Origin of the sequence: Marinibacterium profundimaris (assembly GCF_002210095.1) — a bacterium.
GTDB lineage: Bacteria > Pseudomonadota > Alphaproteobacteria > Rhodobacterales > Rhodobacteraceae > Marinibacterium > Marinibacterium profundimaris.
This window is the reverse complement of record NZ_AQQR01000001.1, coordinates 139,308-160,988: the sequence shown is the minus strand read 5'-3', so window position 1 is coordinate 160,988 and position 21,681 is coordinate 139,308. Positions and strand designations below refer to the sequence as shown.

Below are 21,681 nucleotides of genomic sequence, written 5' to 3'. Positions count from 1 at the left end.
AACCCACTGAACGCCCCCTGACGCATGTCAGTTTTTTTACCGAAAACAGCCTTCGGATGATCCGCTTCGGGCGCTTTCAGGAGGATATTGTGTCCGCTATGCGGAACATTCGTTTGCAAGGCCCTGTGGCGAAAATTCCAAGCGATTCGAAAAGGATCGGGGCAAATGGGTCACGTCAGGCCACGACGAGGCAGACGCCGTGACGGCGCCCCGAGATGGGCCCGATTTTCGCAGAACCTGCCGGCGCGCGCGCCTCGAGCGCGCCCTTGCGCGTCAGCCCTCCTCCAGCGCTTTCAGCCCGCCCTTGGCGAAGGTCGGCACGTATTCGCCCAGTTTCAGCGCGCGTTCTGGGTTCGAGGCATTGCCGTCCAGCCCGCGCTTCAGCACGCCCTGCACGATCGCCCCCATGCGGAAGAAGCAGAAGGCCAGGTAGAAGCCGAAATGCCCGATCTCCGGCAGGCCCCGCCGCTCGCAATACCGCGCCACGAACTGTTCGTCCGAGGGCAGGCCCAGGGCCGCGCGGTCTATCCCTGCCAGCCCCCGGCCCTCGGTCCCCGCCGGCATCCGCCATTGCATGATGACCGCGGCCAGATCGGCATAGGGATGCCCGATGGTCGACAGTTCCCAGTCCAGCACGGCGCGGCAAAGCGGCTCTTTGGCGTCGAAGATCATGTTGTCGATCCGGTAATCGCCATGCACCAGCCCGCGCTGTCCGTCGTCCTCGGGCATCGCCTCGGCCAGCGCGTCGATCAGCCGGTCCATCTCGGGGATCACCGCCGTCTCGGAGGCCCTGTATTGCTTGGACCATCGCCCGATCTGGCGTTCATAGTAATTTCCCGGCGGCCCGTAATCCGACAGGCCCACCGCATCGACATCCACGTCATGCAGCGCCGCCAGCACGCGGTTCATGTCGTCGATCACCGCCGCGCGCGTGGCGTTGTCGGCGCCGTCCATCCGCGGATCGTCGAAGTTGCGGCCGGGCACGTGATCCATCACGTAAAAGGCCGAACCGATCACATTGTCATCCTCGCACAGCAGATGCATCCGCGCGACGGGCACGTCCGTCCCGGCCAGCGCCTTCTGCACCCGGTATTCCCGGTCCACCGCATGGGCGGATTTCAGCAGAACCCCCGGTGGTTTGCGCCGCAGCACGTAGTTGCTTGCGGGTGTGCGCAGCAGGAAGGTCGGGTTGGATTGTCCGGTCTGGAACTTCTCCGCCGTCAGCGGCCCTTCGAACCCCGGCAGATGGGCTGTCAGATAGGCCGCAACGGCATCGGTATCGAGCGTCTGGCTGTCGCTGGTCATTTCGCCTTCTCCGGTGTCAGCTGTAGGTCATGTGCCGGGCCCCGTCGGCGGTGAAGAAATGCGGCGCGGCGTTGAATTCATGCAGGTAGAACCGGCCCCGGGCATTGAAGATGAACCGCGTGACCGAGGTGTTCTTCACCTGCAGGTTTAGCGTGATCATCATCTCGTCCGGTGCCCCCATCGCGCGCTGCACCAGCCGCCCGATCGTGCCGCCGGAACTGACCACCACGACACAGTCGGCCCCGGGCCGGGTCGCATGCAGCCGCGCGGCCTCGACCCGGTCGGAATAGGCCGGCCAGCTTTCGGCCGCACCGGGCAACCCGCCCTGCTGCCAGTCCTTCAGCGTGTCGCGCAGGGTGCGGAAATGGTGCTTGCGGTCGCGCACGACATCGTCCGGCGGCACGCCGTCGAAACGGGCGTGCAGCATGTCGTGGAAATCGTATTCGTTGAAGCCGGGGTGTTCCTCGGGCGTGCCGTCGAAGCCCATCAGCTCAAGCGTGCGGCGCTGGCGTTCCAGCGTGCCGGTTATCAGCCGGTCGGGCACCACGCCCGCGGCCTTCAGCGTCGCGCCCACCATGCGCGACTGCACTTCGCCCTGCTCCGACAGCCGGTCGTAGCCTTGCGCCTGGGCAGAGCCAAAGCTGGCCTGGCCGTGACGGACGACGATCAGTTCCGCCATGTCAGCCGCCGAATTCCGCAGCGAGCCGGCGGCCGGCCTGGCGGTATTCGTCGCCGATGCGCTGGATCAGCCGCGCGGCGGGCACCACATCGTCGATCGCGCCCACGCCCTGCCCCGCCCCCCAGATCGATTTCCAGGCCTTGGGTTTCTTGTCGCGGTTTCCGAAATCCATCGCCGACGGGTCCGAGCCCGGCAGGTTGTCCGGATCCATGCCCGCGTTGCGGATCGACCCCTTCAGGTAATTTCCATGCACGCCGGTAAAGAGCGAGGAATAGACGATGTCCTCGGCGGTGCTGTCGACGATCATCTGCTTGTACGCCGCCTCGGCATTGGCTTCTTCCGTGGCGATGAAGGGCGAGCCGGCATAGCCGAAATCCGCCCCCATCGCGCGGGCGGCCAGAAGCGACGCGCCGCTGGCAATCGCGCCCGAAAGCAGCAGCGGACCGTCGAACCAGGACCGGATCTCCTGCACCAGCGCCAGGGGCGATTGCATCCCCGCATGGCCGCCCGCGCCCGCGGCCACTGCGATCAGCCCGTCGGCGCCCTTTTCGATCGCCTTCTTCGCGAAGGTGTTGTTGATCACGTCATGCAGGGTGATGCCGCCGCAGGAATGGGCGGCCTCGTTGACCTCGACCCGCGCGCCCAGCGAGGTGATCCAGATCGGCACCTCGTGTTTCACGCAGATGTCGATGTCGCGCTCCAGCCGTGTGTTCGACCGGTGGACGATCTGGTTGACCGCATAAGGGGCCGCCGGGCTGTCCGGGTTGGCCTGGTTGTGGCGGTCCAGCTCCTCCCTGATCCGGGTCAGCCAGGCGTCGAGCAGCGGTGCCTCGCCCGCGCCCTCACGCGCGTTGAGCGCCGGGAAGGACCCCACGATGCCCGCCTTGCATTGCGCGATGACCAGATCGGGCCCCGAGATGATGAACATCGGTGATCCCACCAGCGGCAGCCGCAGCCCCCGCAGCTGCGCCGGCAGACGCGTTTCGTCCCTTGTCCAGGTTCCGTCCATGCCTTGCCTCGCCTCGCTCAGAAGACCTCGAAGAGCCCGGCCGCCCCCATGCCGCCGCCCACGCACATGGTGCAGACGACATATTTCGCGCCGCGCCGCTTGCCTTCGATCAGCGCGGTGCCGACCATCCGCGCGCCGGACATGCCATAGGGATGCCCGATCGAGATCGCGCCGCCGTTCACGTTCAGGATTTCGTCAGGGATTCCAAGGGTATCGCGGCAATAAAGCACCTGCACCGCGAAGGCCTCGTTCAGTTCCCACAGACCGATGTCGTCCATCTTCAGCCCATGCGCCTCAAGCAGTTTCGGCACCGCGAAGACCGGTCCGATCCCCATCTCGTCCGGCTCGCAGCCCGCCGCCATGACACCCACGTAGCGGCCCAGAGGCTCCAGCCCCTTCTGCTCGGCGAGCTTGCCCTCCATGATCACGGCGGCCGAGGCCCCGTCCGAGAGCTGCGAGGCATTGCCGGCCGTGATGAAGCCGCCTTCCTTCACATGGATCCCGTCCTTGAAGACCGGCTGCAGACCGGCGAGGCTTTCGGCCGTGGTGCCGGGGCGGTTGCCCTCGTCCTTCTCCAGCGTCACCTCGTGTTCGGTGATCTCGCCGGTTTCCTTGTTCTGCATCTTCATCGTGGTGGTCAGCGGCACGATCTCGGCGTCCAGACGCCCGGCCTGCTGCGCTTCGTGCGTGCGGGCCTGGGATTGCGCGGCATAGGCATCCTGCGCCTCGCGGCTGATACCATAGCGGTCGGCCACGGTTTCCGCCGTCTCCAGCATGGACATGTAGATTTCGGGTTTTGTTTCAATCAGGTACGGGTCACGCTTCACGCGCATCTCCTGGGTCTGCACCATCGAGATGCTTTCCACCCCGCCGCCCACGGCCACCTGCATCCCGTCCTGGACGACCTGTTTCGCCGCCGTGGCGATCGCCATCATGCCCGAGGCACATTGCCGGTCCAGCGACATGCCCGCCACCGTCACCGGCAGCCCGGCCCGCAGCGCCGCCTGGCGGCCGATGTTGCCGGCCTGGTGGCCCTGCTGCAGCGCGGCGCCGATGATGCAATCCTGCACCTCGGCCGGGTCCACCTTGGCGCGGCTTACGGCGTTGGACACCGCGTGGCCGATCAGGGCCTGCGGCGTGGTGGCATTGAACGCCCCGCGATAGGCCTTGCCAATCGGGGTGCGCGCGGTGGACACGATAACGGCGTCACGCATGGTCAGGATCCTCCCTTGATCCGGTCTCAATCCTCGCCCCAGGGCAGCGAGAGGCCTTTCGCCTCTGCCGCCCGGCGGGCGAACTTTCGGGTCTGCGCAAAGGCGTCGGGCAGCTCCCGCTGGCCTTGCGCGTCATGGATCCGCTCGAAAGCGGCGGCGACAGCCTCGGGCGTGTTGTCCTCGCCCTGCAGCAGCACGCCGGGTGTCTCGTAGATCCTTGTCTGGGCGAAGACACCGGCGCCGGCGCCCAGGATGGTCCGGGTCGGCGCATCCTCGGAAACGAGATAAAGAAGCCCCGGCGTGATCGCCTCGGGCTCCAGCACCTCCAGCGCCTCGGGCGGCAGCAGGTCTTCGGTCATCCGCGTCGCGGCGGTGGGGGCCAGCGTGTTGACGCGGATGTTGTCCCGCGCGCCTTCCAGGGCCAGCACGTTCATCAGCCCCACGACCCCCATCTTCGCCGCGCCATAGTTCGACTGTCCGAAATTGCCGTAGATGCCGGAGGCCGAGGAGGTCATGACCACCCGCCCGTATTTCTGGTCGCGCAGGATCGGCCAGGCGGCGTGGGTCACGGTGGTCGCGCCCATCAGGTGCACCTCGATGACCTTGCGGAAGTCGGACAGGTCCATCTTTGCGAAGGTCTTGTCGCGCAGGATGCCGGCGTTGTTGACGACGATATCGACCCGGCCCCAGGCGTTCATCGCCTGCGCCATCATGTCGGCCACCTGCGCCGCGTCCGAGACATCGGCGCCGTGGGCCATCGCCTCGCCGCCCGCGGCCCGGATCTCCTCGACCACGGCCTCGGCGGCCGGGGCGGCGGCTTCACCGGCGGTCGAGACACCAAGGTCGTTCACCACCACCTTCGCGCCGCGCTCCGCCAGTCCCAGCGCATGCGACCGGCCCAGACCGGCGCCCGCGCCGGTGACGATGGCCACGCGGCCCTCAAAGCTGATCCCCGCCATGAGCCGCGCCTCCTAACCTCTTGCTTTCTCGAAGATATCGCCGCCCGTATCGACGTTGATCCCGCCCGAGACCGGGATCACCGCGCCGGTGACATAGCCGCCGCCCTGACCGCAAAGGAACAGCATGCAGCCGCCGATATCCTCGGCCCGGCCCACCCGTTTCAGGGGCACATCCCCGCCCACCAGCGCCTGCTTGTCCTCGGTCGCCGTGGCAAAGGCCGTCATGCGCGACACGAAAGGCCCCGGCGCCAGGGCGTTGACGGTGATGAAGTCGCCGGCCAGTTCCTTGGCCAGGATCTTCGTCACGTGGATCACCGCCGCCTTGGAGGCGGAATAGGAATAGGCGCCGTCGCCCATGGGGATCTCTCCCATGACAGAGCCAAGGTTGACCACGCGCGCGGGATCGTCCGGCGTGGCCGTGGCCTTCAGCATCGGCAGCAGCAGCTGGGTCAGGTGAAAGACCCCGGCGACATTGACGCTCATGACCTTGGCCCAGGCGTGATGCGGGAACTCGCCCAGCGGTGCGCCCCAGGTGATCCCGGCGTTGTTCATAAGGATATGCAGCCGATCGGTGCGCGCCGCGACCTCGGCGGCCAGCGCGTCCAGCCCCTCTTCGGTCGAGACATCGGCGGCAAAGCCCTCGGCCCGGCCGGGCATCTGCAGCGCGTTCAGCTCGGCGGCGACGGTCTCGCAGGCTTCGCCCTTGCGCGAACAGATCAGCACACGGGCGCCGGCGCCGACCAGCGCCTCGGCCGCCATCCGGCCGATGCCGGTGGCGCCACCGGTGACAAGGGCGGTCTTGCCCTCGAGCGAAAACAGGGACTCCGGTGTCATGACCATCCTTTTTCCCGGCGCGACGGATATGTGAAGATGCGAAATAGCCCGCGGCCCGCCTCCTCCGGCGGTCCGGGTGCCCGGCCTGCGTCGCGCCATTCCTCCCAATGCGGCAAGCCAAGTTTCGCTGTGCAGAATTGCATTTCGATTCTGCGTTGACAAGGCGGATCCTCGGCGGGATCACTGGAACGGAACGTCACGATGCCCACCGGAGGACCCCATGAAATCCATGCTCAGCACCGCCCCCGGCGGGCCCGAAACGCTGGAACTGAGTGACGTGGCGGTGCCCGAACCGGGGCCCGGGCAGGTCCGCATTGCCGTGCGGGCGGCGGGGGTGAATTACCCCGACACGCTGATCATCCGCGATCTTTACCAGATGAAACCGCCCCGCCCCTTCGCCCCGGGCGGCGAGGTGGCGGGCATTGTCGATGCCATTGGCTCCGGCGTGCAGGGCTTTGCCCCGGGCGACCGGGTCCTGGCGCTGACAGGCCATGGCGGATTTGCCGAATATGTCTGTGCCGATGCCGCGAGCGTCTCGAAGATCCCCGCGGACATGCCCTTCGAGGATGCGGCCGTCTTCGTCTTCACCTATGGAACCTCGTACCACGCGCTCAAGGATCGCGGCTATCTCAGGCCCGGAAATTCGCTGTTCGTGCTGGGTGCCTCGGGCGGGGTCGGCGCGGCGGCGGTCGAACTGGGCAAGGCCATGGGCGCGCGGGTGATCGCGGGCGTGTCGTCCGAGGACAAGGCCGCCTTCTGCCGTGACCTGGGCGCCGACGATACCATCGTCTACCCGCGCGAGATGGACCGCGACGCGCAGAAGGCGCTGTCGGACCGGATCAAGGATCTGGTCGGGCCCAAGGGGCTGGACGTGGCCTATGACGCCGTCGGCGGCGATTACGCCGAGCCGGTCCTGCGCGCCATGGGCTGGGACGGGCGGTTCCTGGTGGTGGGCTTCCCGGCCGGGATCCCGAAGATCCCGCTGAACCTGCCGTTGCTGAAATCCTGCCAGATCGTCGGCGTCTTCTGGGGTGGCTCCGTCCGGCGCGATCCGAAGGCCCATGCGCGCAATGTCTACGAGCTCTTCGCGCTGTACAACGACGGCAAGATCCGCCCCCGGATCACCGCGCGCTACCCCCTGGCACAGGCCGGCGAGGCTTTGCAGGCCATGGCCGACCGCAAGGTGACGGGCAAGGTCGTCATCACGCCCGAATGACCAACTGACTGATCAGGCCTGCAGAGGCGCGCAACCGTTGCAGCCCCGCAGGACCGGCCTTTCGCCCTGCAGGACCCGCCGCAAGATCGTGCCGTTGGCCGAGCCTTTGAAGGAGACAGAGCATGAGTGCAATCGACGACGCCATGGCGCAGCTTGAAGGCCAGATCGGGCAAGAGATCGGTGTCTCCTCCTGGGTGACGGTCGACCAGGCGATGATCGACCGCTTCGCCGAGACCACCTTCGACACCCAGTGGATCCACGTGGACCCGGCCCGCGCGGCAGCGGAGACCCCCCTTTGGCGGCACCATCGCCCATGGCTTCCTGACGCTCTCGCTGGCCAGCCGCTTCGCCTATGACTGCGTGCCGCAATTCGACGGCCAGATCATGTCGATCAACTATGGCTTCAACCGCCTGCGCTTCCTGTCGCCTGTCCGCGCCGGCAGCCGGCTGCGCGGACGCTTCACGCTGAAATCGGCCAAGAAGCGGTCGGACAGCGAAGTGTTGCGCGAAAACGCCTTGTCCGTGGAAATCGAGGGGCAGGATACGCCCGCACTGGTCGCGGACTGGCTCGGAATGGTTGTATTTCCTCCTTCTTCGTGACACGAGATGACGTGGGGATATCCGGTGCGCTCGCCCGGGTCAGGACGCGCGACATCCGGCAGAAGGGCCGATTCCGAACGTCAGTCAGGTGGCTGGCGCAGCTTCGGAATACCAAGGGAGCGTAGCGAATGCCATCGATACTGGTGCTCAACGGGCCGAATCTGAATCTTCTCGGCACCCGGCAGCCCGAGGTCTACGGGCGGACGACGCTGAGCATGATCGAATCTTCCTGCCGCAAGAAGGCCTCGGCGCTGGGGTTCGGGCTGGAGTTCATGCAATCCAACCACGAAGGCGTGCTGATCGACACGATGCACGCGGCGCGGGGTGTCCATGACGGCATGGTGCTCAACGCCGGCGCGCTGACCCATACCTCGGTCGCGCTGCGCGACGCGATTTCCTCGGTCGAACTGCCGCTGGTCGAGGTGCATCTGTCCAACATCCACGCCCGCGAGGCGTTTCGCCATGTCTCGCATATCGCGCCGGTGGCCCTGGGCCAGATCTGCGGTTTCGGTCCCCTTGGATACCTTCTGGCGCTCGAGGCGCTGGCAGGCCATTTCGAAGAGGCGCACGCGACATGACACTGCGGGAGTACCTGTTTTTCATCACCAATGCGCGCAGCCTCGAAGAGCTGTGGTCCGCGCATACGCAGCGCATGGAAGAGTACGGCTTTGACCGGCTGATCTATGGCTTTACCCGGTACCGCACCGAAACCTCGCTGGGCGATCCCGAGGATTTCATCATCCTGACCAACCACTCCCCCGAATACGTGAAGGGCTTCATTGACGAGGGGCGCTATTTTCATGCGCCGATGACCCGCTGGGCCCTGTCAAACGAAGGCGCGGGCAGCTGGCGCGTTCTGCAGGCGCTGGCGCAGTCGGACACGATGACGAAGGAAGAGCAGCGGGTCTTCGATTTCAATTCGAAGTTTGGGGTCACCGCGGGCTACACGATCAGCTTCAAGTCCGTCTCGGTGCGCTCGAAAGGCGCGATTTCCCTGTGTGCCCGGCGCGGGCTGAGCCAGGACGAGGTTGACGAGATCTGGGCCGAGCACGGCGAGGACATCCAGCTGATCAACAATATCGCGCATCTCAAGATCCTCACCCTGCCCTATTCCACCCCGACCCGGTCGCTGACCAAGCGCCAGCGCGAGGCGCTGGAATGGGTGGGCGACGGCAAGACGACGCAGGACATCGCGGTCCTCATGGGGCTGACCTCGGCGACGGTGGAAAAGCATTTGCGCCTGGCCCGCGAGGCGCTGGCCGTCGAGACCACCGCACAGGCGGTTCTGAAGGCCGCGCTGCACAATCAGATGTTCGTGCTCGAGGCCTGACTCGGGGCCGATTCCGGGGCGCGCCGGGATCGATTTTCGGGCAGTTCCGTGGTTCGGACTGCGTGGCGAACAGGCGCCCGGAAAGAAATCTGGTTATCTCGCCGTCGAGAGTTCGCCTTAAACATCTGATATTTAAGGAAAAAGGGCGACTTCTTGCCGTCAGGTCAGCGCCCGTTAACCTATGGTAAGGAATCCCGGACTATCAATTTACAAGCAAAAACAGCAGTTTGCTCACGTTCCGTGAGTGGTGGCTTTGGCCATGGAACTTCGGGTCATGATCCCTGCGATTTCGGGGCCCTCTGACCCGCCGGCATAGCCGGACCGATTGGTGTTCGCTTTTTTCCGTGCACTGGTCGGGTCTGCTCGGTCCCGCCCCATCCCCATTGTCACACGGGGCCGTCAGACACCTGGGGTCGCGCCACTGGCGCGGCCTCGGGACCCAGTAAAGAGTCCCATCGTTTATTGGGTTTAGCCGGATGATGTTGAGCGCGTCGTCCGGCTTTCACCCCTTTCAGGGCCTGGCAATCCCAGGCGCGGCACACCAGCCACCTCCGTCGGGTCGATCCCGGCCTTCCTCACAAGACATCCCGCCCCATCCGCAGTCGCGGAGGCGGCAAGGATGTCCAGGTCTCCTTCCTCGCAAGAAAAAACCCGGGCAGCGCAGGCCACCCGGGTCGATTTTTCACCGCGCCCCGATAAGGGGCGCGCGAGGCATTCCTAAAGGATCAGCCCTGGGCCGCCTTGGCGACTTCGGCTGCGAAATCCTCTTCCTTCTTCTCGATGCCTTCACCGACCTCGAGACGGACAAAGCCGGTGATCTCGGCACCTGCTTCGGTTGCGGCGGCGCCGACGGTCAGGTCGGGGTTGATCACGAAGGACTGGTTCACCAGCGTGACCTCGGCCATGTACTTCTTCATGCGGCCTTCGATCATCTTCTCGATGACCTGCTCGGGCTTGCCGCTTTCACGGGCGATGTCCATCTGGACCTGCTTTTCCTTCTCGACAACGGCCGGATCCAGGTCGTTCTCGTTCAGGGCGGCCGGGTTCACGGCTGCGATGTGCATCGCGACCTGCTTGCCAAAGGCTTCGTCCCCGCCCTTCATGGCGACCAGCACGCCGATCTTGCCCATGCCGGGGGCGGCGGCGTTGTGGATGTAGGACACGACGGTCTCACCCTCGATCGAGGCCATGCGGCGGACCGACATGTTCTCGCCGATCTTGGCGATGGCGTCGGTGATCATGGTCGAAACCGGCTTGCCGTCGATCTCGGCCGCGTTCAGCGCGTCGATTTCGGACACGGTCAGCGCGGCGTTGGCGATCTTTTCGACCATGCCCTGGAAGTCGGCGTTCTTGGCGACGAAGTCGGTTTCCGAGTTCACCTCGACGGCAACGCCCTTGCCGCCGTCGATGGCCACGGCCACCAGGCCCTCTGCCGCGGTGCGGCCCGATTTCTTGGCGGCTTTCGCAAGACCCTTGGTGCGCAGCCAGTCGATGGCGGCGTCCATGTCGCCGTCACTTTCCGTCAGGGCCTTCTTGGCGTCCATCATGCCTGCGCCGGTGCTGTCGCGCAGTTCCTTGACCATTGCTGCGGTGATTGCCATCTGGCGCTCTCCTCACGTTCAGTTTGTGTTTGGAGCGGGTTTAACCCGCTCCACATGTCATGTCCGTGACACATGCCCCGGACGCACGTCGGCGAAAGATCAGGCCTGGGCCGGGGTCTCTTCGGCGGCGGCCGGAGCGGCTTCGTCGGCCAGTTCCTCGACCGGGGCTTCTTCCATCTCGCCGATGTCGACGCCGGCGGCGCCCAGCTGGTCGGACATGCCTTCCAGGGCGGCGTTGGCGGCCAGTTCGCAATACAGCGTGATGGCGCGCGCGGCGTCATCGTTGCCGGGGATGACGTAGTCGACGCCTTCCGGGTTGCAGTTGGTGTCGACCACGGCCACGACCGGGATGCCCAGCTTGTTGGCTTCGGCGATGGCAAGCGCCTCTTTCTTCACGTCGATGACGAAGAGAAGATCCGGCACGCCGCCCATTTCGCGGATCCCGCCCAGCGAAGCCTGCAGCTTCTCCTGGTCGCGTTCCATGCCCAGGCGTTCCTTCTTGGTCAGGCCCTCGGCGCCGGCATCCATGGCCTCGTCGATGGTCTTCAGGCGCGCGATCGACTGGGAGACGGTCTTCCAGTTGGTCAGCGTGCCGCCGAGCCAGCGGTGGTTCATGTAGTATTGCGCGGATTTCTCGGCGGCATCGGCGATGGCCGCGGCGGCCTGGCGCTTGGTGCCGACAAAGAGGACCCGGCCGCCCTTGGCGACGGTGTCACGGATGACCTGCAGGGCCTGGTCCAGCATCGGGACTGTCTGCGTCAGGTCCAGGATGTGGATGCCGTTGCGGGCGCCGTAGATATACGGGCTCATGCGCGGGTTCCAGCGCTGGGTCTGGTGGCCAAAGTGCACGCCAGCTTCCAGCAGCTGACGCATGTTGAAGTCAGTAAGAGCCATTGCTCGTCCTTTCCGGTTTCATGCCTCGGCGGGGGTTCAGAGCGGATGCTCCAACCGGCGGACCCTGGGGATGTCTCCCCCAATAGGCCCAATCCCCGCCAGCGGGATTGATGGCGCGGGGGATAGCCCAACCCGCCCCCCTGCGCAAGGCCAAACTTCCCCGTCTGTTCCGTCCCGGGTGTCCCACGCGTGGGACAGGAGGGCGGTTGAGGAAAATCAATGGGTTGCAGCGGCGGATTAACCTTTCGTCAAGGAACGCGCGACAATGATAGCGGCCCGGAGGGCCGCCCCGCAGCCCGCCCGAGGCGAAGCCGAGGCGCCCCGAAGCCGGTCCGAGGCGAAGCCGAGGCCCCGGGGTCTGCCCGACACAGGCCCGGAGGGCCGAACCGCCCGCGCCGCGCGCGCTCAGGCATGCGCGGTGATGAAGCGGGTCGTCTCCTCGATTAGGCAATCGTAGCCCGGCGTGCCTTCCAGCTGGATGTGGTTGTCGCCGGGGATCTCGATGAACTGCGCGTTCGGGATCGCCCGGGCCAGCAGGCGCGATTCCTCGGGCGGCGCCACCCGGTCGCCGCGCGCGCCCATCACCAGGGCGGGCACCGTCACCTCGGCCGCCCGCTCCAGCATGTCGATCCGCGCGTTCATGTCGAACAGCCGCAGCGCCATTTCGGTATCCGTGGCCACCCTCTGCCCCTCGTCGAAACTCGCCTGCTGGTCGGGGCTTGCCCCCGGCACGAAGCTTGAGGTGAAGAACGACCGGAACAGCGGGTTGGGCGAGCCCCAGCCCTGCCGGATCATTCCCATCGCGGTCTCGTACAGCGCCGCCTGTTCGGGCGTGCCGCGCGTCAGCCGGCCGCGCAGGTATCCGCCGTTGAACACGATGCAGCTGACGCGGTCGGGGTGCCGGCGGGCATATTCCACCGAGAAGGCCGCGCCCTGGCTTGCCGCGATCAGGGCGAAGCGCTCCAGCCCCGCGGCATCGGCCACCGCTTCCATGTCCTCGACCATCGCCTCGACGGTGACCCGCTCCACCTCGCGGTCCGACAGGCCGTTGCCGCGCTGGTCAAAGCGGACATAGCGGAAGCGTTCGGAAAAGGCGGTGATCTCGGGGCTCCAGATCGGGTTGGTCCACATGTATTCCAGGTGCGACATCCAGTGCGGCGCCTTCAGCACCGGCGGTCCATCGCCCAGCTCGGCCCAGGCGATGGTGGTGCCGTCGCCGGAGCGACAGAACCGCACGTGCTGGTCACGCGCCAGCCGTGGCGGCGCCGGCCGGGCGCGTTGCGTCGGGCTCCACTGCCAGACGCGGATCGGGCGCGAGATGTTCTTCACCCGCTGGCTGCCCATGTCGCGAAACCCGGCCGACAGCTTGTCGCCCATCGCCTGCAGCACGGAATCCGAGACACAGACCCCGCCGGGCTCGGCCAGCCCCTCCATCCGCGCGGCCACGTTCACCCCGTCGCCAAAGATGTCGTCCTCGTCGAAGATCACGTCGCCCAGGTTCACGCCGATCCGGTACTGGATCCGGTCGTCGGCGCCCCTGTCGCCTTCGCGGTCGTTCATGGCGCGCTGGATGTCGATGGAACAGCGCACCGCGTCCTGGGCCGAGCCGAACTCGGCCAGCATGCCGTCGCCGGTGGTCTTGACGATGCGGCCCCGGTGGCGGGCGATCTCGGGGTCGATCAGCGACGCGCGGTGGGCCTTCTGCCGCGACAGGACGCCAAGCTCGTCGCGCTCCATCAGGCGCGAGAAGCCGACCATGTCGGCGGCGAGGATCGCGGCAAGTCGTCGTTCCATCCCGGCCCTTTCGCTTGGGTAAGAAAAGGTATCAGGCCCCTGCCCGGCTGTCACCGGGGGCGTCGGCCAGCCCTGCGCGCACGGCCTCTTCGGCGGCGCGGGCCAGCGCCTTGCGGTCAGGGAAGTCGGCCACCCGCAGCGGCGTGCCATGGATCACCTCGACACCCCCCTGGGGAGACTGCGCGAGGATCTTCAGCAGGTCGGTGCCGAAATCCATCTCGCCCCACCAGCCGTAGAACCGCGCCGGCCGGCCCCGGGGCGCCCGGTAGCGGACGGTCACGGGCTGGATCCAGGTCGTGTCGCGCAGGGGTTCGGCAAAGAAGGCGGCAAAGAGCGTCGTCCGGAACGGCAGCACCCGCAGCCCGTCGGTCGAGGTCCCCTCGGGGAAGAACAGCAGCTTGTGCCCGGCGCCCAACCGGTCCTCGAACAGCCGGTTGTGGTCGCGCGCCTGGCGGCGGTCGCGTTCGATGAAGACGGTGCCCGTGGCGCGGGCCAGCCAGCCGATCCCGGGCCATCCCGCGACCTCGGCCTTGGAGACGAAATAGACCCGCTGCTGCGCGTTCAGCGTGAAGATGTCGAGCCAGCTGGAATGGTTGGCGACCAGCGCGCCATGGTGGGGCATGACCTCGCCCCGGTTGGTGAAGGTGATCCCCATGATCCGCAGAGCGTTGCGGCAGACGATTTGCGTGATCCGGGGCGTCCAGGGCCGGTGCAGCCCGTGGATCGGCCTTTCGATCAGGCGCAGGGCCAGCAACAGGGCCAGGCCACCGAAGACCAGCAGGGCCAGAGGCACCCCCCGCACCAGCACCAGCAGCCAGCCCAGCGGCGGGATGCGCACCGGGTCCGGGGGCGTGTCGGCCTGCCAGGTGGGGCTCATCCGGCGCGGACGCCTGCGGGCTTTCGCGCCGTCTGGCCCGTGGATTGCCCGGTATAGATCCGTTTCTGACGGTCGTTCATCCGCGCCGTGTCCATCACCAGGCAGACGTCGGTGGTGTTGAAGGCATGATCGACATAGGCGCCCTCGCCCACCGTGCCGCCCAGGCGCAGGTAGGCCTTGATCAGCGCGGGCATGGCGACCATCGCGGCCTTGCGGTCCAGCCGGTCCTTCGGGATCAGGTTCATGTCCTGATATTGCCCGTCGAGCGCGCGCACCCGCAGGTCCGGCGGCGCCAGGTGGTTGTGATGCAGCAGCGACAGCGGCTCGGCCAGGCGGGCGGGATCGGTGCCGTGGAAGCTGGCCACGCCGAAGAGGATCTCGATCCCGTGGGTTTCGACATAGGCGGCGAGCCCCGTCCAGAGGTGATACATCGCCGCCCCGCCCCGGTAATCGGGATGCAGGCAGGACCGGCCCAGTTCCAGCAGGCGGCGGCCCGAGGCGCGCAGGCGCGACAGGTCGTATTCGTCCTCGGAATAGAACTGGCCAGCGGCCTCGGCCTGGTCGCCGCGCAAAAGGCGGTAGACGCCGACCACCGCGCCGGAGCGGTCGTCGCGCACGATCATGTGGTCGAAGAACGGGTCGAAGGCGTCGCGCTCCAGTCCCGCGTCGTGATCGACCAGCGCGCCGCCGCCGCCCAGCTCGCGGACGAAGACATCGTAGCGCAGGGCCTGGGCGGCGCGCAGCTCGGCCTCGGTTTCGGCGATGGAGACGGTGAAGGAGGGGCCCCGGTCGGGCATGTCGGGCATGGGCGGACGGACCTCGGCTTGGGCGCCCTTGTCGGGGACGGATCGGGCGATACGGGAACCCCGGGCGCGGTTGCGCAGGGGATACCCCGGGGGGGACCGGCGATGCAACAGGCGGTGCCGGCATGCTTGCGCGGATCGCCGTTTCACGCCAGGGTTGTGTTAACGCTTAAGTAACCATCATCCGTCATCAAAGACGGGCAGCAGCCCGATACGGGTGCCGTCGATGACAACCTTGCCGGCGTCGCGGAAGTTCACGGTAACCTTGCCGCCGATGTTGGATTGCACCTGCCCGGTGCCCCAGTCGGGGTGATCGGGATGGCGCACCAGCATGCCGGGCGCGAGAATGGAGTTCAGATTGGTCAAGGATGTCTCCGGATCTGGGTTGCGAGGCAGTTGCGTCAGGGGTGTGGCGGGTATCCGCCAGGGGAATGTCCACGGGAGGCTTCATGGGACAGGCTAACGAGAACCTTGCCGCGCTGATAGGGTCGCGGATCTGTCATGACCTGATCAGCCCGATCGGGGCAATCCACAACGGGCTCGAACTGCTCGACATGGCCGGCGCGGCGTCGGGGCCGGAAATGGGGCTGATCGCCGACAGCGTCACCAATGCCGAGGCGCGGATCCGCTTCTTCCGGCTGGCCTACGGCGCCGCGGGCGATCAGGCGATCCCGCGGTCCGAGGTCGTCTCGGTCCTGCGCGACGTGGCGTCCGGCGGCCGGCTGAATTTCGAGTGGATGCCGCTGGAGCCGCAGCCGCGCTGCGAGGTGCGGCTGGCGCTGCTGTGCATCCAGTGCCTGGAAACCGCGATGCCCTATGGCGGGGACATCCGGATCACGCAGGACGGCGCGGTCTGGACCGTGGCGGGCAGCGCCGAGCGGCTCTCGCTCGACCCGGTGCTGTGGGGCGGGTTGACCGACCTGACCGCCAAGCCCGAGATCACGCCGGCACTGGTGCAATTCGGCCTGCTTCCCGCGGCGGTCGAGGATGCCGGGCGCAACCTGCAGGTGGCCGCCGGGACGGACCGGATCGAGCTGACGTTCTGACATCCGCCCGGCCGGACCCGGCCTCAAGGCGCTGCACATTTGGCCCCGGATGTCGCCGCTCAGGCGGCTCCCCGAGGCTCCGAGCCCAAGCTCGGGTCAGGGTGCCCACCTCGCGCGGCCGGCCTGCAAGGGCCGGACAAGCGGCGCCGTTCAGCCCCGCACCGCCCCGTCACCGGTCACCAGATACTTGAAGCTGGTCAGCTGCGCCGCGCCCACCGGGCCGCGCGCATGCATCTTGCCCGTGGCGATGCCGATCTCGGCCCCCATCCCGAATTCCCCGCCATCGGCGAACTGGGTCGAGGCATTGCGCATCAGGATCGCGCTGTCGAGCCGCTGGAAGAACCGCGCGGCCACGGCGTCATCCTCGGTCAGGATGCAATCGGTATGATGGCTGCCATACTTGCGGATATGGGCGATCGCCGCGTCCACGTCATCCACCACCCGCGCGGCGATGATCGTGTCCAGGTATTCGCGGCCCCAGTCCTCGGCGCTCGCCGGCACGGTCCCCGGCACCTTCTGCAGCGCCGCATCGGCGCGCACCTCGACGCCTGCGTCGATCAGCGCCCGGATCACCCCCTGCCCGATCGTGTCCACCAGCGAGCGGTGGATCAGCAGGCATTCGGCCGCGCCGCAGATGCCCGTGCGCCGGGTCTTGGCGTTCATCACCACCTTCAGCGCCTTCTCCGGATCGGCGGCGGCGTCGATATAGATATGCACGATCCCTTCCAGATGGGCAAAGACCGGCACCCGCGCCTCGCGCTGCACCAGGCCCACCAGCCCCTTGCCGCCGCGCGGCACGATCACGTCGATCGTGTCGGTCATCGCCAGCATCTCGGACACCGCCGCGCGGTCGCGCGTCGGCACCAGCTGGATCGCCGCCTCCGGCAGGCCCGCCGCGCGCAGCCCGTCGACCAGGCAGGCATGGATCGCGCCGGAGGAGTTGAAGCTTTCCGACCCGCCGCGCAGGATCACCGCATTGCCGGATTTCAGGCAGAGCGCGCCGGCATCGGCGGTCACGTTCGGCCGGCTTTCATAGATCACGCCGACCACGCCCAGCGGCGTGCGCACCCGCTGGATATGCAGCCCGCTGTCCATGTCCCATTCGGTCAGCACCTCGCCCACCGGATCGTCCTGGGCCGCCACCGCGCGCAGGCCGTCGACAATGCCCTGGATCCGGTCCTCGGTCAGCTTGAGCCGGTCCATCATCGCCGGGCTCAGCGCCTTTTCGGCGCCGAAGGCCATGTCCTTCTCGTTGGCCTCCAGGATCTCGGCCCGCCGGGCCCAGACCGCATCGGCCGCCGCCTCGAGCGCCTTCCGCTTCTGTTCCGCTGGGGCAAAGGCCAGTTCGGCAGCGGCATCTTTCGCCTGTGTTCCGAGCGTGGCCATCACGGCCTGGATGTCGTCGAGATCTTTCATCGGCCTTCTCCCATGGTTGACGGGCGCGCCCCTGGCGGGCGCCGGTTCAAGGTATCTAGACAAAGATGACGCATGAGTCAGGAGGAAAATGCCGGCCTCCCGCCCCCGTGACCTAAAGCGCCATGTCGTCCCGGTGGATCAGCGCGGCGCGGCCCGGGTTGCCGAGGATCTCCTCGATCTCGTGGCTCTGGTGGCCGCGGATGGCCTCCGCCTCGGCGGCGGTATAGCGGGTCAGGCCCTGGCCCAGCCGGCTTCCGGCCTCGTCCGCGATGGCCACCGGATCGCCCCGGCCAAAGCTGCCTTCGACCCGGGTGACCCCGGCGGGCAGCAGCGAGCGCCCGGCGCTCAGCGCCCTTGCGGCGCCGGCGTCGATCACCACGGTGCCGCGCGGCTTCATCGCCGCGATCCAGCGTTTGCGCGCGGCCTGCGGATCAAGCTGCGCGGTGAACCAGGTGGCATTCGCGCCGCCTTCCAGCAGGGTCAGCGGATTGAGCGCCGAACCTTCGGTGATCGCCATGGCGCAGCCGGCGGCGGTTGCCATGCGCGCGGCCATGATCTTGGTCTTCATGCCGCCCTTCGACAGCCCCGATCCGGCGTCGCCGGCCATCGCCTCGATCTCGGGCGTGATCCGGTCGACCCGGTTGAACCGCCGCGCGTCCGGGTCGTCCTTGGGATTGCCGGTGTAAAGCCCGTCGATATCCGACAGCAGCACCAGCACATCCGCCCCCACGGTCACGGCGACCTGCGCGGCAAGGCGATCGTTGTCGCCATAGCGGATCTCGTCCGTGGCGACGGTGTCGTTCTCGTTCACGATGGGCACGACGCCAAGCGCCAGAAGGGTCTCAAGCGTGGCGCGGGAATTCAGGTACCGCCGGCGGTCGGCGCTGTCTTCCAGCGTGACCAGAACCTGTCCGGCGGTGATGTGGTGCGGCGCAAGCGCCTCTTCATAGGCGCGGGCCAGGCGGATCTGGCCGACGGCGGCGGCGGCCTGGGATTGTTCCAGCGCCAGCACGGTGGGCGGCAGGCCCAGCACGCCGCGCCCCAGCGCGATGGACCCCGACGAGACCAGGATCACGTCGGCGCCGCGCGCCTTCAGCCGCGCGACATCCTCGGCCAGCGCGGTCAGCCATTGCGCGCGCAGGTCGCCGCTGTCGCGGTCGACCAGCAGGGCCGAGCCGATCTTGACGACGATGCGCCGCGCCGTGCTCAGGGATGCCACGGCTCTTCGTCCTCGACGGGCAACTGGCGCAGCCGGTCCTCGGCGATCTCGGCCTTCAGCGCGCGCAGCACCTCGGTCACGCCGTGACGCGCGACGCCGGACATGGCCAGCACCGGCCCGCCACAGGCCTCCTGCAGCTCGGCCATCGCCTCGGCCTGCTGGTCGTCATCCAGCGCGTCGATCTTGTTCAGCGCGGTGACCCGGGGCTTGTCGGCCAGATGCCCGCCATAGGCTTCAAGCTCGCCGATGATGGTCTGATAATCCTCGGCGATGGTCTCGGATGTGCCGTCGACCAGGTGCAGCAGAACCGAGCAGCGTTCGACATGGCCCAGGAACCGGTCCCCGATGCCGCGCCCCTCATGGGCCCCGGCGATCAGGCCGGGAATGTCGGCGATGACGAATTCCGCGTTGTCGACGCCCACGACGCCGAGGTTGGGATGCAGCGTGGTGAAGGGATAATCCGCGATCTTCGGCCGCGCGTTCGAGGTCGCGGCCAGGAAGGTGGATTTGCCCGCGTTGGGCAGGCCCAGCAGCCCGGCATCGGCGATCAGCTTCAGCCGCAGCCACAGCGTGCGCTCCACCCCCGGCTGGCCCGGGTTGGCCCGGCGCGGCGCCTGGTTGGTGGAGGTCTTGAAATGCAGGTTGCCCCAGCCGCCATTGCCGCCGCGCGCCAACTCGACCCGATCGCCCAGCGTGGCGAGGTCGGCGATCACCGTCTCCTCGTCCTCGTCCAGGATCTCGGTCCCGACGGGCACCTTCAGCACGATGTCGTCGCCGGTCTTGCCGGTGCGCTGCTGGCCCATCCCGGGTCGCCCGTTCTCGGCAAAGAAATGCTGTTGGTAGCGGAAATCGATGAGCGTGTTCAGCCCGTCCACCGCCTCGGCCCAGACCGAGCCGCCGCCGCCGCCGTCACCGCCATCGGGCCCGCCGTATTCGATGAACTTTTCACGGCGGAACGAGACGGCACCGCCGCCCCCGCTGCCCGAGCGGATATAGACCTTGCAGAGATCGAGAAACTTCATGACCGGGTTCCTACACCAAGACGCGCGCAACACAAGTCGCGCGCGCTTTCATTCCAATACCAAGTGACGAATTCCGGGCATATCGGCGGCCAGTCCGCGCCGCGCCCCTGCTTCTTCTTGGCCCAAATACCTCCGGGGGAGTCCGCCCTCGGCGGACGGGGGCAGCGCCCCCCAAACAAGGACTCCCTGCCCCTACAGCTTGCGCGAATAGGTCCAGGTCGGCACCAGCGCCCCGCGCGCGACCGAGTAGCTTTCTGCATCGCCCAGGTACTCGAAGCCGCAATGGCTGAGCACTCGCGCCGAGGCCGGGTTGTCCTGGAAGACCGAGGCAAAGAGCGTCCGGTCGCCCATCGGGTTCTCGCGCACGAGCGCCTCGAGTGCCGCCGAGGCCATGCCGGTGTTCCAGAACAGCGGCGCGACCCAATAGCCGACCTCGGCCCCGTCCTCGTCCAGCGGCTTGAGAGAGATCACGCCCATCAGTTCCGGCCCCTGGTCGCGGGTGCCGTCGATGGCCCAGACATGTTCGTCGCGGTCCGCGGCCATGGCGCGTTCGACGAAGGCCTCGATCGCGCCGGGCGGCAGGGGGTGCGGAATCGACGTCGTCATGCGCGCCACGCGCGCATCTCCCGCCCAATGGCTGATCAGGCCGGCATCGGACCGGCGCAGCGGGCGCAGGTCGAAGCGTTCGGTTTCGATCACGGGCTGGGTGACGATCCGGTCGAGTATCATGGTTCACTCCCTGCCGGGCGGGTCCATGCGGCCCGGATCCCGGTTCACTTGTCTGTCTCCGGTCGCGGATGCGGCCGGCCATAGCTCCATGGCTTGGGCCTAACGAGGCCCTGGCGAGGCGGTGATCGTCCCGGTCCTCCTCCTGTCCGCGGCGCATGCCGCGACTCCCGGCCGGGACGGGGAGAGCCGGGGAAACCCCTGTCCGGCTCTTCCGAAACTCGCATGGGGCCCGTGGCGTTCCCGCGCGGGCCCTGTAATTGGTCCCAAGATATCGGGTCCCTGAGAACCGACCCTGAAACCGGCCCCCTGAAACCCGATCCCCTGAAACGCGAAAGGGGACCGGCCTGTCTGGCCGATCCCCTGGGTGTTACGTTCCTCGTACGGGTTCGGCTTACTCTGCGGCCTCTGCCGCCGGCAGGACCGAAATGAAGGTTCGACCCTTCAGACCCTTGTGGAAGGTCACGGCGCCCTCGGTGGTGGCGAAGATCGTGTGATCCTTGCCCATGTCCACGCCTTCGCCCGGCCAGAACTTCGTGCCGCGCTGGCGCACGATGATGTTGCCCGGGATGGCGGCCTGGCCACCGTAGAGCTTCACGCCAAGGCGACGACCTGCGGAGTCGCGACCGTTGCGGGATGAACCGCCTGCTTTTTTATGTGCCATGCTGGTCTCTCCTTACGCTTCGGCGGCCTCGGCGGCCGGGGCGTCCTTGACGGAGCCCGCGCCGGCGGCGGCCTTGACACCGGTCGCATCCGCGCCCGAGGCCAGAATTTCTGTGATGCGCACCAGGGTCAGCTGCTGGCGATGACCGCGGGTCCGCTTCGAGGAATGCTTGCGGCGGCGCTTGACGAAGCTGATCACCTTGTCAGCCTTCACAACGTCCACCACTTCGGCCTGCACGGCAGCGCCTTCGATCGTCGGCGCGCCGACAACCGTATCGTCACCGACGATCATCAGAACGTCGTTGAACTGCACCGTTTCTCCGGCAGTGGCGGCCAGTTTCTCGATCCGGAGCTCATCGCCCGAGCGGACCTTGTACTGTTTGCCACCGGTCTTCATGACCGCAAACATAGCGTCTTCCTTTTATCTGCCGCGTCCTGTGGTCCCCGGTCCCGGGCGTTTCGGCCTGATGTCGA

General features: G+C 67.2%; 23 protein-coding genes and 1 pseudogene. 6 read left to right on the top strand and 18 right to left on the bottom strand.

Annotation, left to right across the window (positions count from 1 at the left end):
• Nucleotides 1-273: 273 nt before the first annotated feature.
• Genes ATO3_RS00805 through ATO3_RS00780 form a run of 6 tightly spaced genes read right to left on the bottom strand, consistent with a single transcriptional unit; the run spans nucleotide 274 to nucleotide 6,000 of the window.
• Nucleotides 274-1,305 carry a phosphotransferase family protein gene (locus ATO3_RS00805; protein WP_088647898.1) on the bottom strand — a complete coding sequence of 344 codons (1,032 nt, stop codon included), beginning with the start codon at nucleotides 1,303-1,305 and terminating at the stop codon, nucleotides 274-276.
• 16 nt (nucleotides 1,306-1,321) lie between these two features.
• A complete protein-coding gene (locus ATO3_RS00800; protein WP_088647897.1) occupies nucleotides 1,322-1,984 on the bottom strand; it encodes a histidine phosphatase family protein in 663 nt (220 codons plus the stop codon).
• A 1-nt stretch (nucleotide 1,985) separates the two neighbouring features.
• Nucleotides 1,986-2,993: an NAD(P)H-dependent flavin oxidoreductase gene (locus ATO3_RS00795; RefSeq protein ID WP_088647896.1), complete on the bottom strand. Its 1,008-nt coding sequence runs from the start codon at nucleotides 2,991-2,993 to the stop codon at nucleotides 1,986-1,988.
• 17 nt (nucleotides 2,994-3,010) lie between these two features.
• Nucleotides 3,011-4,207: an acetyl-CoA C-acyltransferase gene (locus ATO3_RS00790; RefSeq protein WP_088647895.1), complete on the bottom strand. Its 1,197-nt coding sequence runs from the start codon at nucleotides 4,205-4,207 to the stop codon at nucleotides 3,011-3,013.
• A gap of 26 nt (nucleotides 4,208-4,233) precedes the next feature.
• A complete protein-coding gene (locus ATO3_RS00785; RefSeq protein ID WP_088647894.1) occupies nucleotides 4,234-5,166 on the bottom strand; it encodes an SDR family NAD(P)-dependent oxidoreductase in 933 nt (310 codons plus the stop codon).
• A gap of 12 nt (nucleotides 5,167-5,178) precedes the next feature.
• The gene (locus tag ATO3_RS00780; protein WP_088647893.1) at nucleotides 5,179-6,000 is read right to left on the bottom strand and encodes an SDR family oxidoreductase; all 822 of its coding nucleotides are present in this window, start codon (nucleotides 5,998-6,000) and stop codon (nucleotides 5,179-5,181) included.
• Nucleotides 6,001-6,220: 220 nt separating this feature from the next.
• Here ATO3_RS00780 and ATO3_RS00775 point away from each other — a divergent pair, with 220 nt between their 5' ends.
• The 5 genes from ATO3_RS00775 to ATO3_RS00760 all read left to right on the top strand — a co-directional run bounded on the left by ATO3_RS00775 (nucleotide 6,221) and on the right by ATO3_RS00760 (nucleotide 9,146).
• A complete protein-coding gene (locus ATO3_RS00775) occupies nucleotides 6,221-7,216 on the top strand; it encodes an NADPH:quinone oxidoreductase family protein (protein WP_088647892.1) in 996 nt (331 codons plus the stop codon).
• Nucleotides 7,217-7,338: 122 nt separating this feature from the next.
• Nucleotides 7,339-7,572 carry a MaoC/PaaZ C-terminal domain-containing protein gene (locus tag ATO3_RS29520; RefSeq protein WP_332888685.1) on the top strand — a complete coding sequence of 78 codons (234 nt, stop codon included), beginning with the start codon at nucleotides 7,339-7,341 and terminating at the stop codon, nucleotides 7,570-7,572.
• A complete protein-coding gene (locus ATO3_RS29515; protein WP_332888688.1) occupies nucleotides 7,523-7,816 on the top strand; it encodes a MaoC/PaaZ C-terminal domain-containing protein in 294 nt (97 codons plus the stop codon). The genes ATO3_RS29520 and ATO3_RS29515 overlap by 50 nt, the downstream gene beginning before the upstream one ends.
• Before the next feature lie 128 nt (nucleotides 7,817-7,944).
• A complete protein-coding gene (gene aroQ, locus ATO3_RS00765) occupies nucleotides 7,945-8,394 on the top strand; it encodes a type II 3-dehydroquinate dehydratase (RefSeq protein WP_088647891.1) in 450 nt (149 codons plus the stop codon).
• Nucleotides 8,391-9,146, top strand: coding sequence for a LuxR family transcriptional regulator (locus tag ATO3_RS00760; RefSeq protein WP_088647890.1), 756 nt, complete (start codon nucleotides 8,391-8,393; stop codon nucleotides 9,144-9,146). Before aroQ ends, ATO3_RS00760 begins: the two co-directional genes overlap by 4 nt.
• 725 nt (nucleotides 9,147-9,871) lie before the next feature.
• On the opposite strand, the gene tsf is transcribed toward ATO3_RS00760, so the two are convergent.
• The 6 genes from tsf to ATO3_RS00730 all read right to left on the bottom strand — a co-directional run bounded on the left by tsf (nucleotide 9,872) and on the right by ATO3_RS00730 (nucleotide 15,481).
• Nucleotides 9,872-10,747 carry a translation elongation factor Ts gene (tsf, locus tag ATO3_RS00755; protein WP_088647889.1) on the bottom strand — a complete coding sequence of 292 codons (876 nt, stop codon included), beginning with the start codon at nucleotides 10,745-10,747 and terminating at the stop codon, nucleotides 9,872-9,874.
• 99 nt (nucleotides 10,748-10,846) lie between these two features.
• Complete coding sequence (gene rpsB, locus ATO3_RS00750) at nucleotides 10,847-11,641, bottom strand: 30S ribosomal protein S2 (RefSeq protein WP_088647888.1); 795 nt, start codon at nucleotides 11,639-11,641, stop codon at nucleotides 10,847-10,849.
• Nucleotides 11,642-12,046: 405 nt separating this feature from the next.
• The gene (locus ATO3_RS00745) at nucleotides 12,047-13,435 is read right to left on the bottom strand and encodes an alpha/beta fold hydrolase (RefSeq protein WP_088647887.1); all 1,389 of its coding nucleotides are present in this window, start codon (nucleotides 13,433-13,435) and stop codon (nucleotides 12,047-12,049) included.
• Nucleotides 13,436-13,466: 31 nt separating this feature from the next.
• Nucleotides 13,467-14,312: a lysophospholipid acyltransferase family protein gene (locus ATO3_RS00740; RefSeq protein WP_088647886.1), complete on the bottom strand. Its 846-nt coding sequence runs from the start codon at nucleotides 14,310-14,312 to the stop codon at nucleotides 13,467-13,469.
• On the bottom strand, nucleotides 14,309-15,109 hold the full coding sequence (locus tag ATO3_RS00735; protein ID WP_088648675.1) for a GNAT family N-acetyltransferase: 801 nt from the start codon (nucleotides 15,107-15,109) through the stop codon (nucleotides 14,309-14,311). Before ATO3_RS00735 ends, ATO3_RS00740 begins: the two co-directional genes overlap by 4 nt.
• Before the next feature lie 186 nt (nucleotides 15,110-15,295).
• Nucleotides 15,296-15,481 (bottom strand): DUF3553 domain-containing protein, encoded by a 186-nt coding sequence (locus ATO3_RS00730; protein WP_088647885.1) that lies wholly within the window; start codon nucleotides 15,479-15,481, stop codon nucleotides 15,296-15,298.
• Nucleotides 15,482-15,564: 83 nt separating this feature from the next.
• Between ATO3_RS00730 and ATO3_RS00725 the strand changes: the two genes are divergently transcribed.
• Entirely contained in the window at nucleotides 15,565-16,161 is a 597-nt protein-coding gene (locus tag ATO3_RS00725) for a histidine phosphotransferase family protein (protein WP_088647884.1), read from the top strand.
• 150 nt (nucleotides 16,162-16,311) lie between these two features.
• Here the strand turns inward: ATO3_RS00725 and ATO3_RS00720 are convergent, their stop codons facing one another.
• The 6 genes and pseudogenes from ATO3_RS00720 to rplU all read right to left on the bottom strand — a co-directional run.
• The gene (locus tag ATO3_RS00720; RefSeq protein ID WP_088647883.1) at nucleotides 16,312-17,577 is read right to left on the bottom strand and encodes a glutamate-5-semialdehyde dehydrogenase; all 1,266 of its coding nucleotides are present in this window, start codon (nucleotides 17,575-17,577) and stop codon (nucleotides 16,312-16,314) included.
• A gap of 112 nt (nucleotides 17,578-17,689) precedes the next feature.
• Nucleotides 17,690-18,796, bottom strand: coding sequence for a glutamate 5-kinase (gene proB / locus ATO3_RS00715; protein WP_088647882.1), 1,107 nt, complete (start codon nucleotides 18,794-18,796; stop codon nucleotides 17,690-17,692).
• Nucleotides 18,784-19,818: a GTPase ObgE gene (gene obgE, locus ATO3_RS00710; RefSeq protein WP_088647881.1), complete on the bottom strand. Its 1,035-nt coding sequence runs from the start codon at nucleotides 19,816-19,818 to the stop codon at nucleotides 18,784-18,786. Before obgE ends, proB begins: the two co-directional genes overlap by 13 nt.
• 192 nt (nucleotides 19,819-20,010) lie before the next feature.
• Nucleotides 20,011-20,547 carry a GNAT family N-acetyltransferase gene (locus ATO3_RS00705; protein WP_088647880.1) on the bottom strand — a complete coding sequence of 179 codons (537 nt, stop codon included), beginning with the start codon at nucleotides 20,545-20,547 and terminating at the stop codon, nucleotides 20,011-20,013.
• Nucleotides 20,548-20,938: 391 nt separating this feature from the next.
• Entirely contained in the window at nucleotides 20,939-21,208 is a 270-nt protein-coding gene (gene rpmA, locus ATO3_RS00700) for a 50S ribosomal protein L27 (RefSeq protein WP_088647879.1), read from the bottom strand.
• 18 nt (nucleotides 21,209-21,226) lie between these two features.
• Nucleotides 21,227-21,616: pseudogene (gene rplU, locus ATO3_RS00695) on the bottom strand (50S ribosomal protein L21); the annotation flags it as partial.
• Between the last annotated feature and the right edge of the window lie 65 nt (nucleotides 21,617-21,681).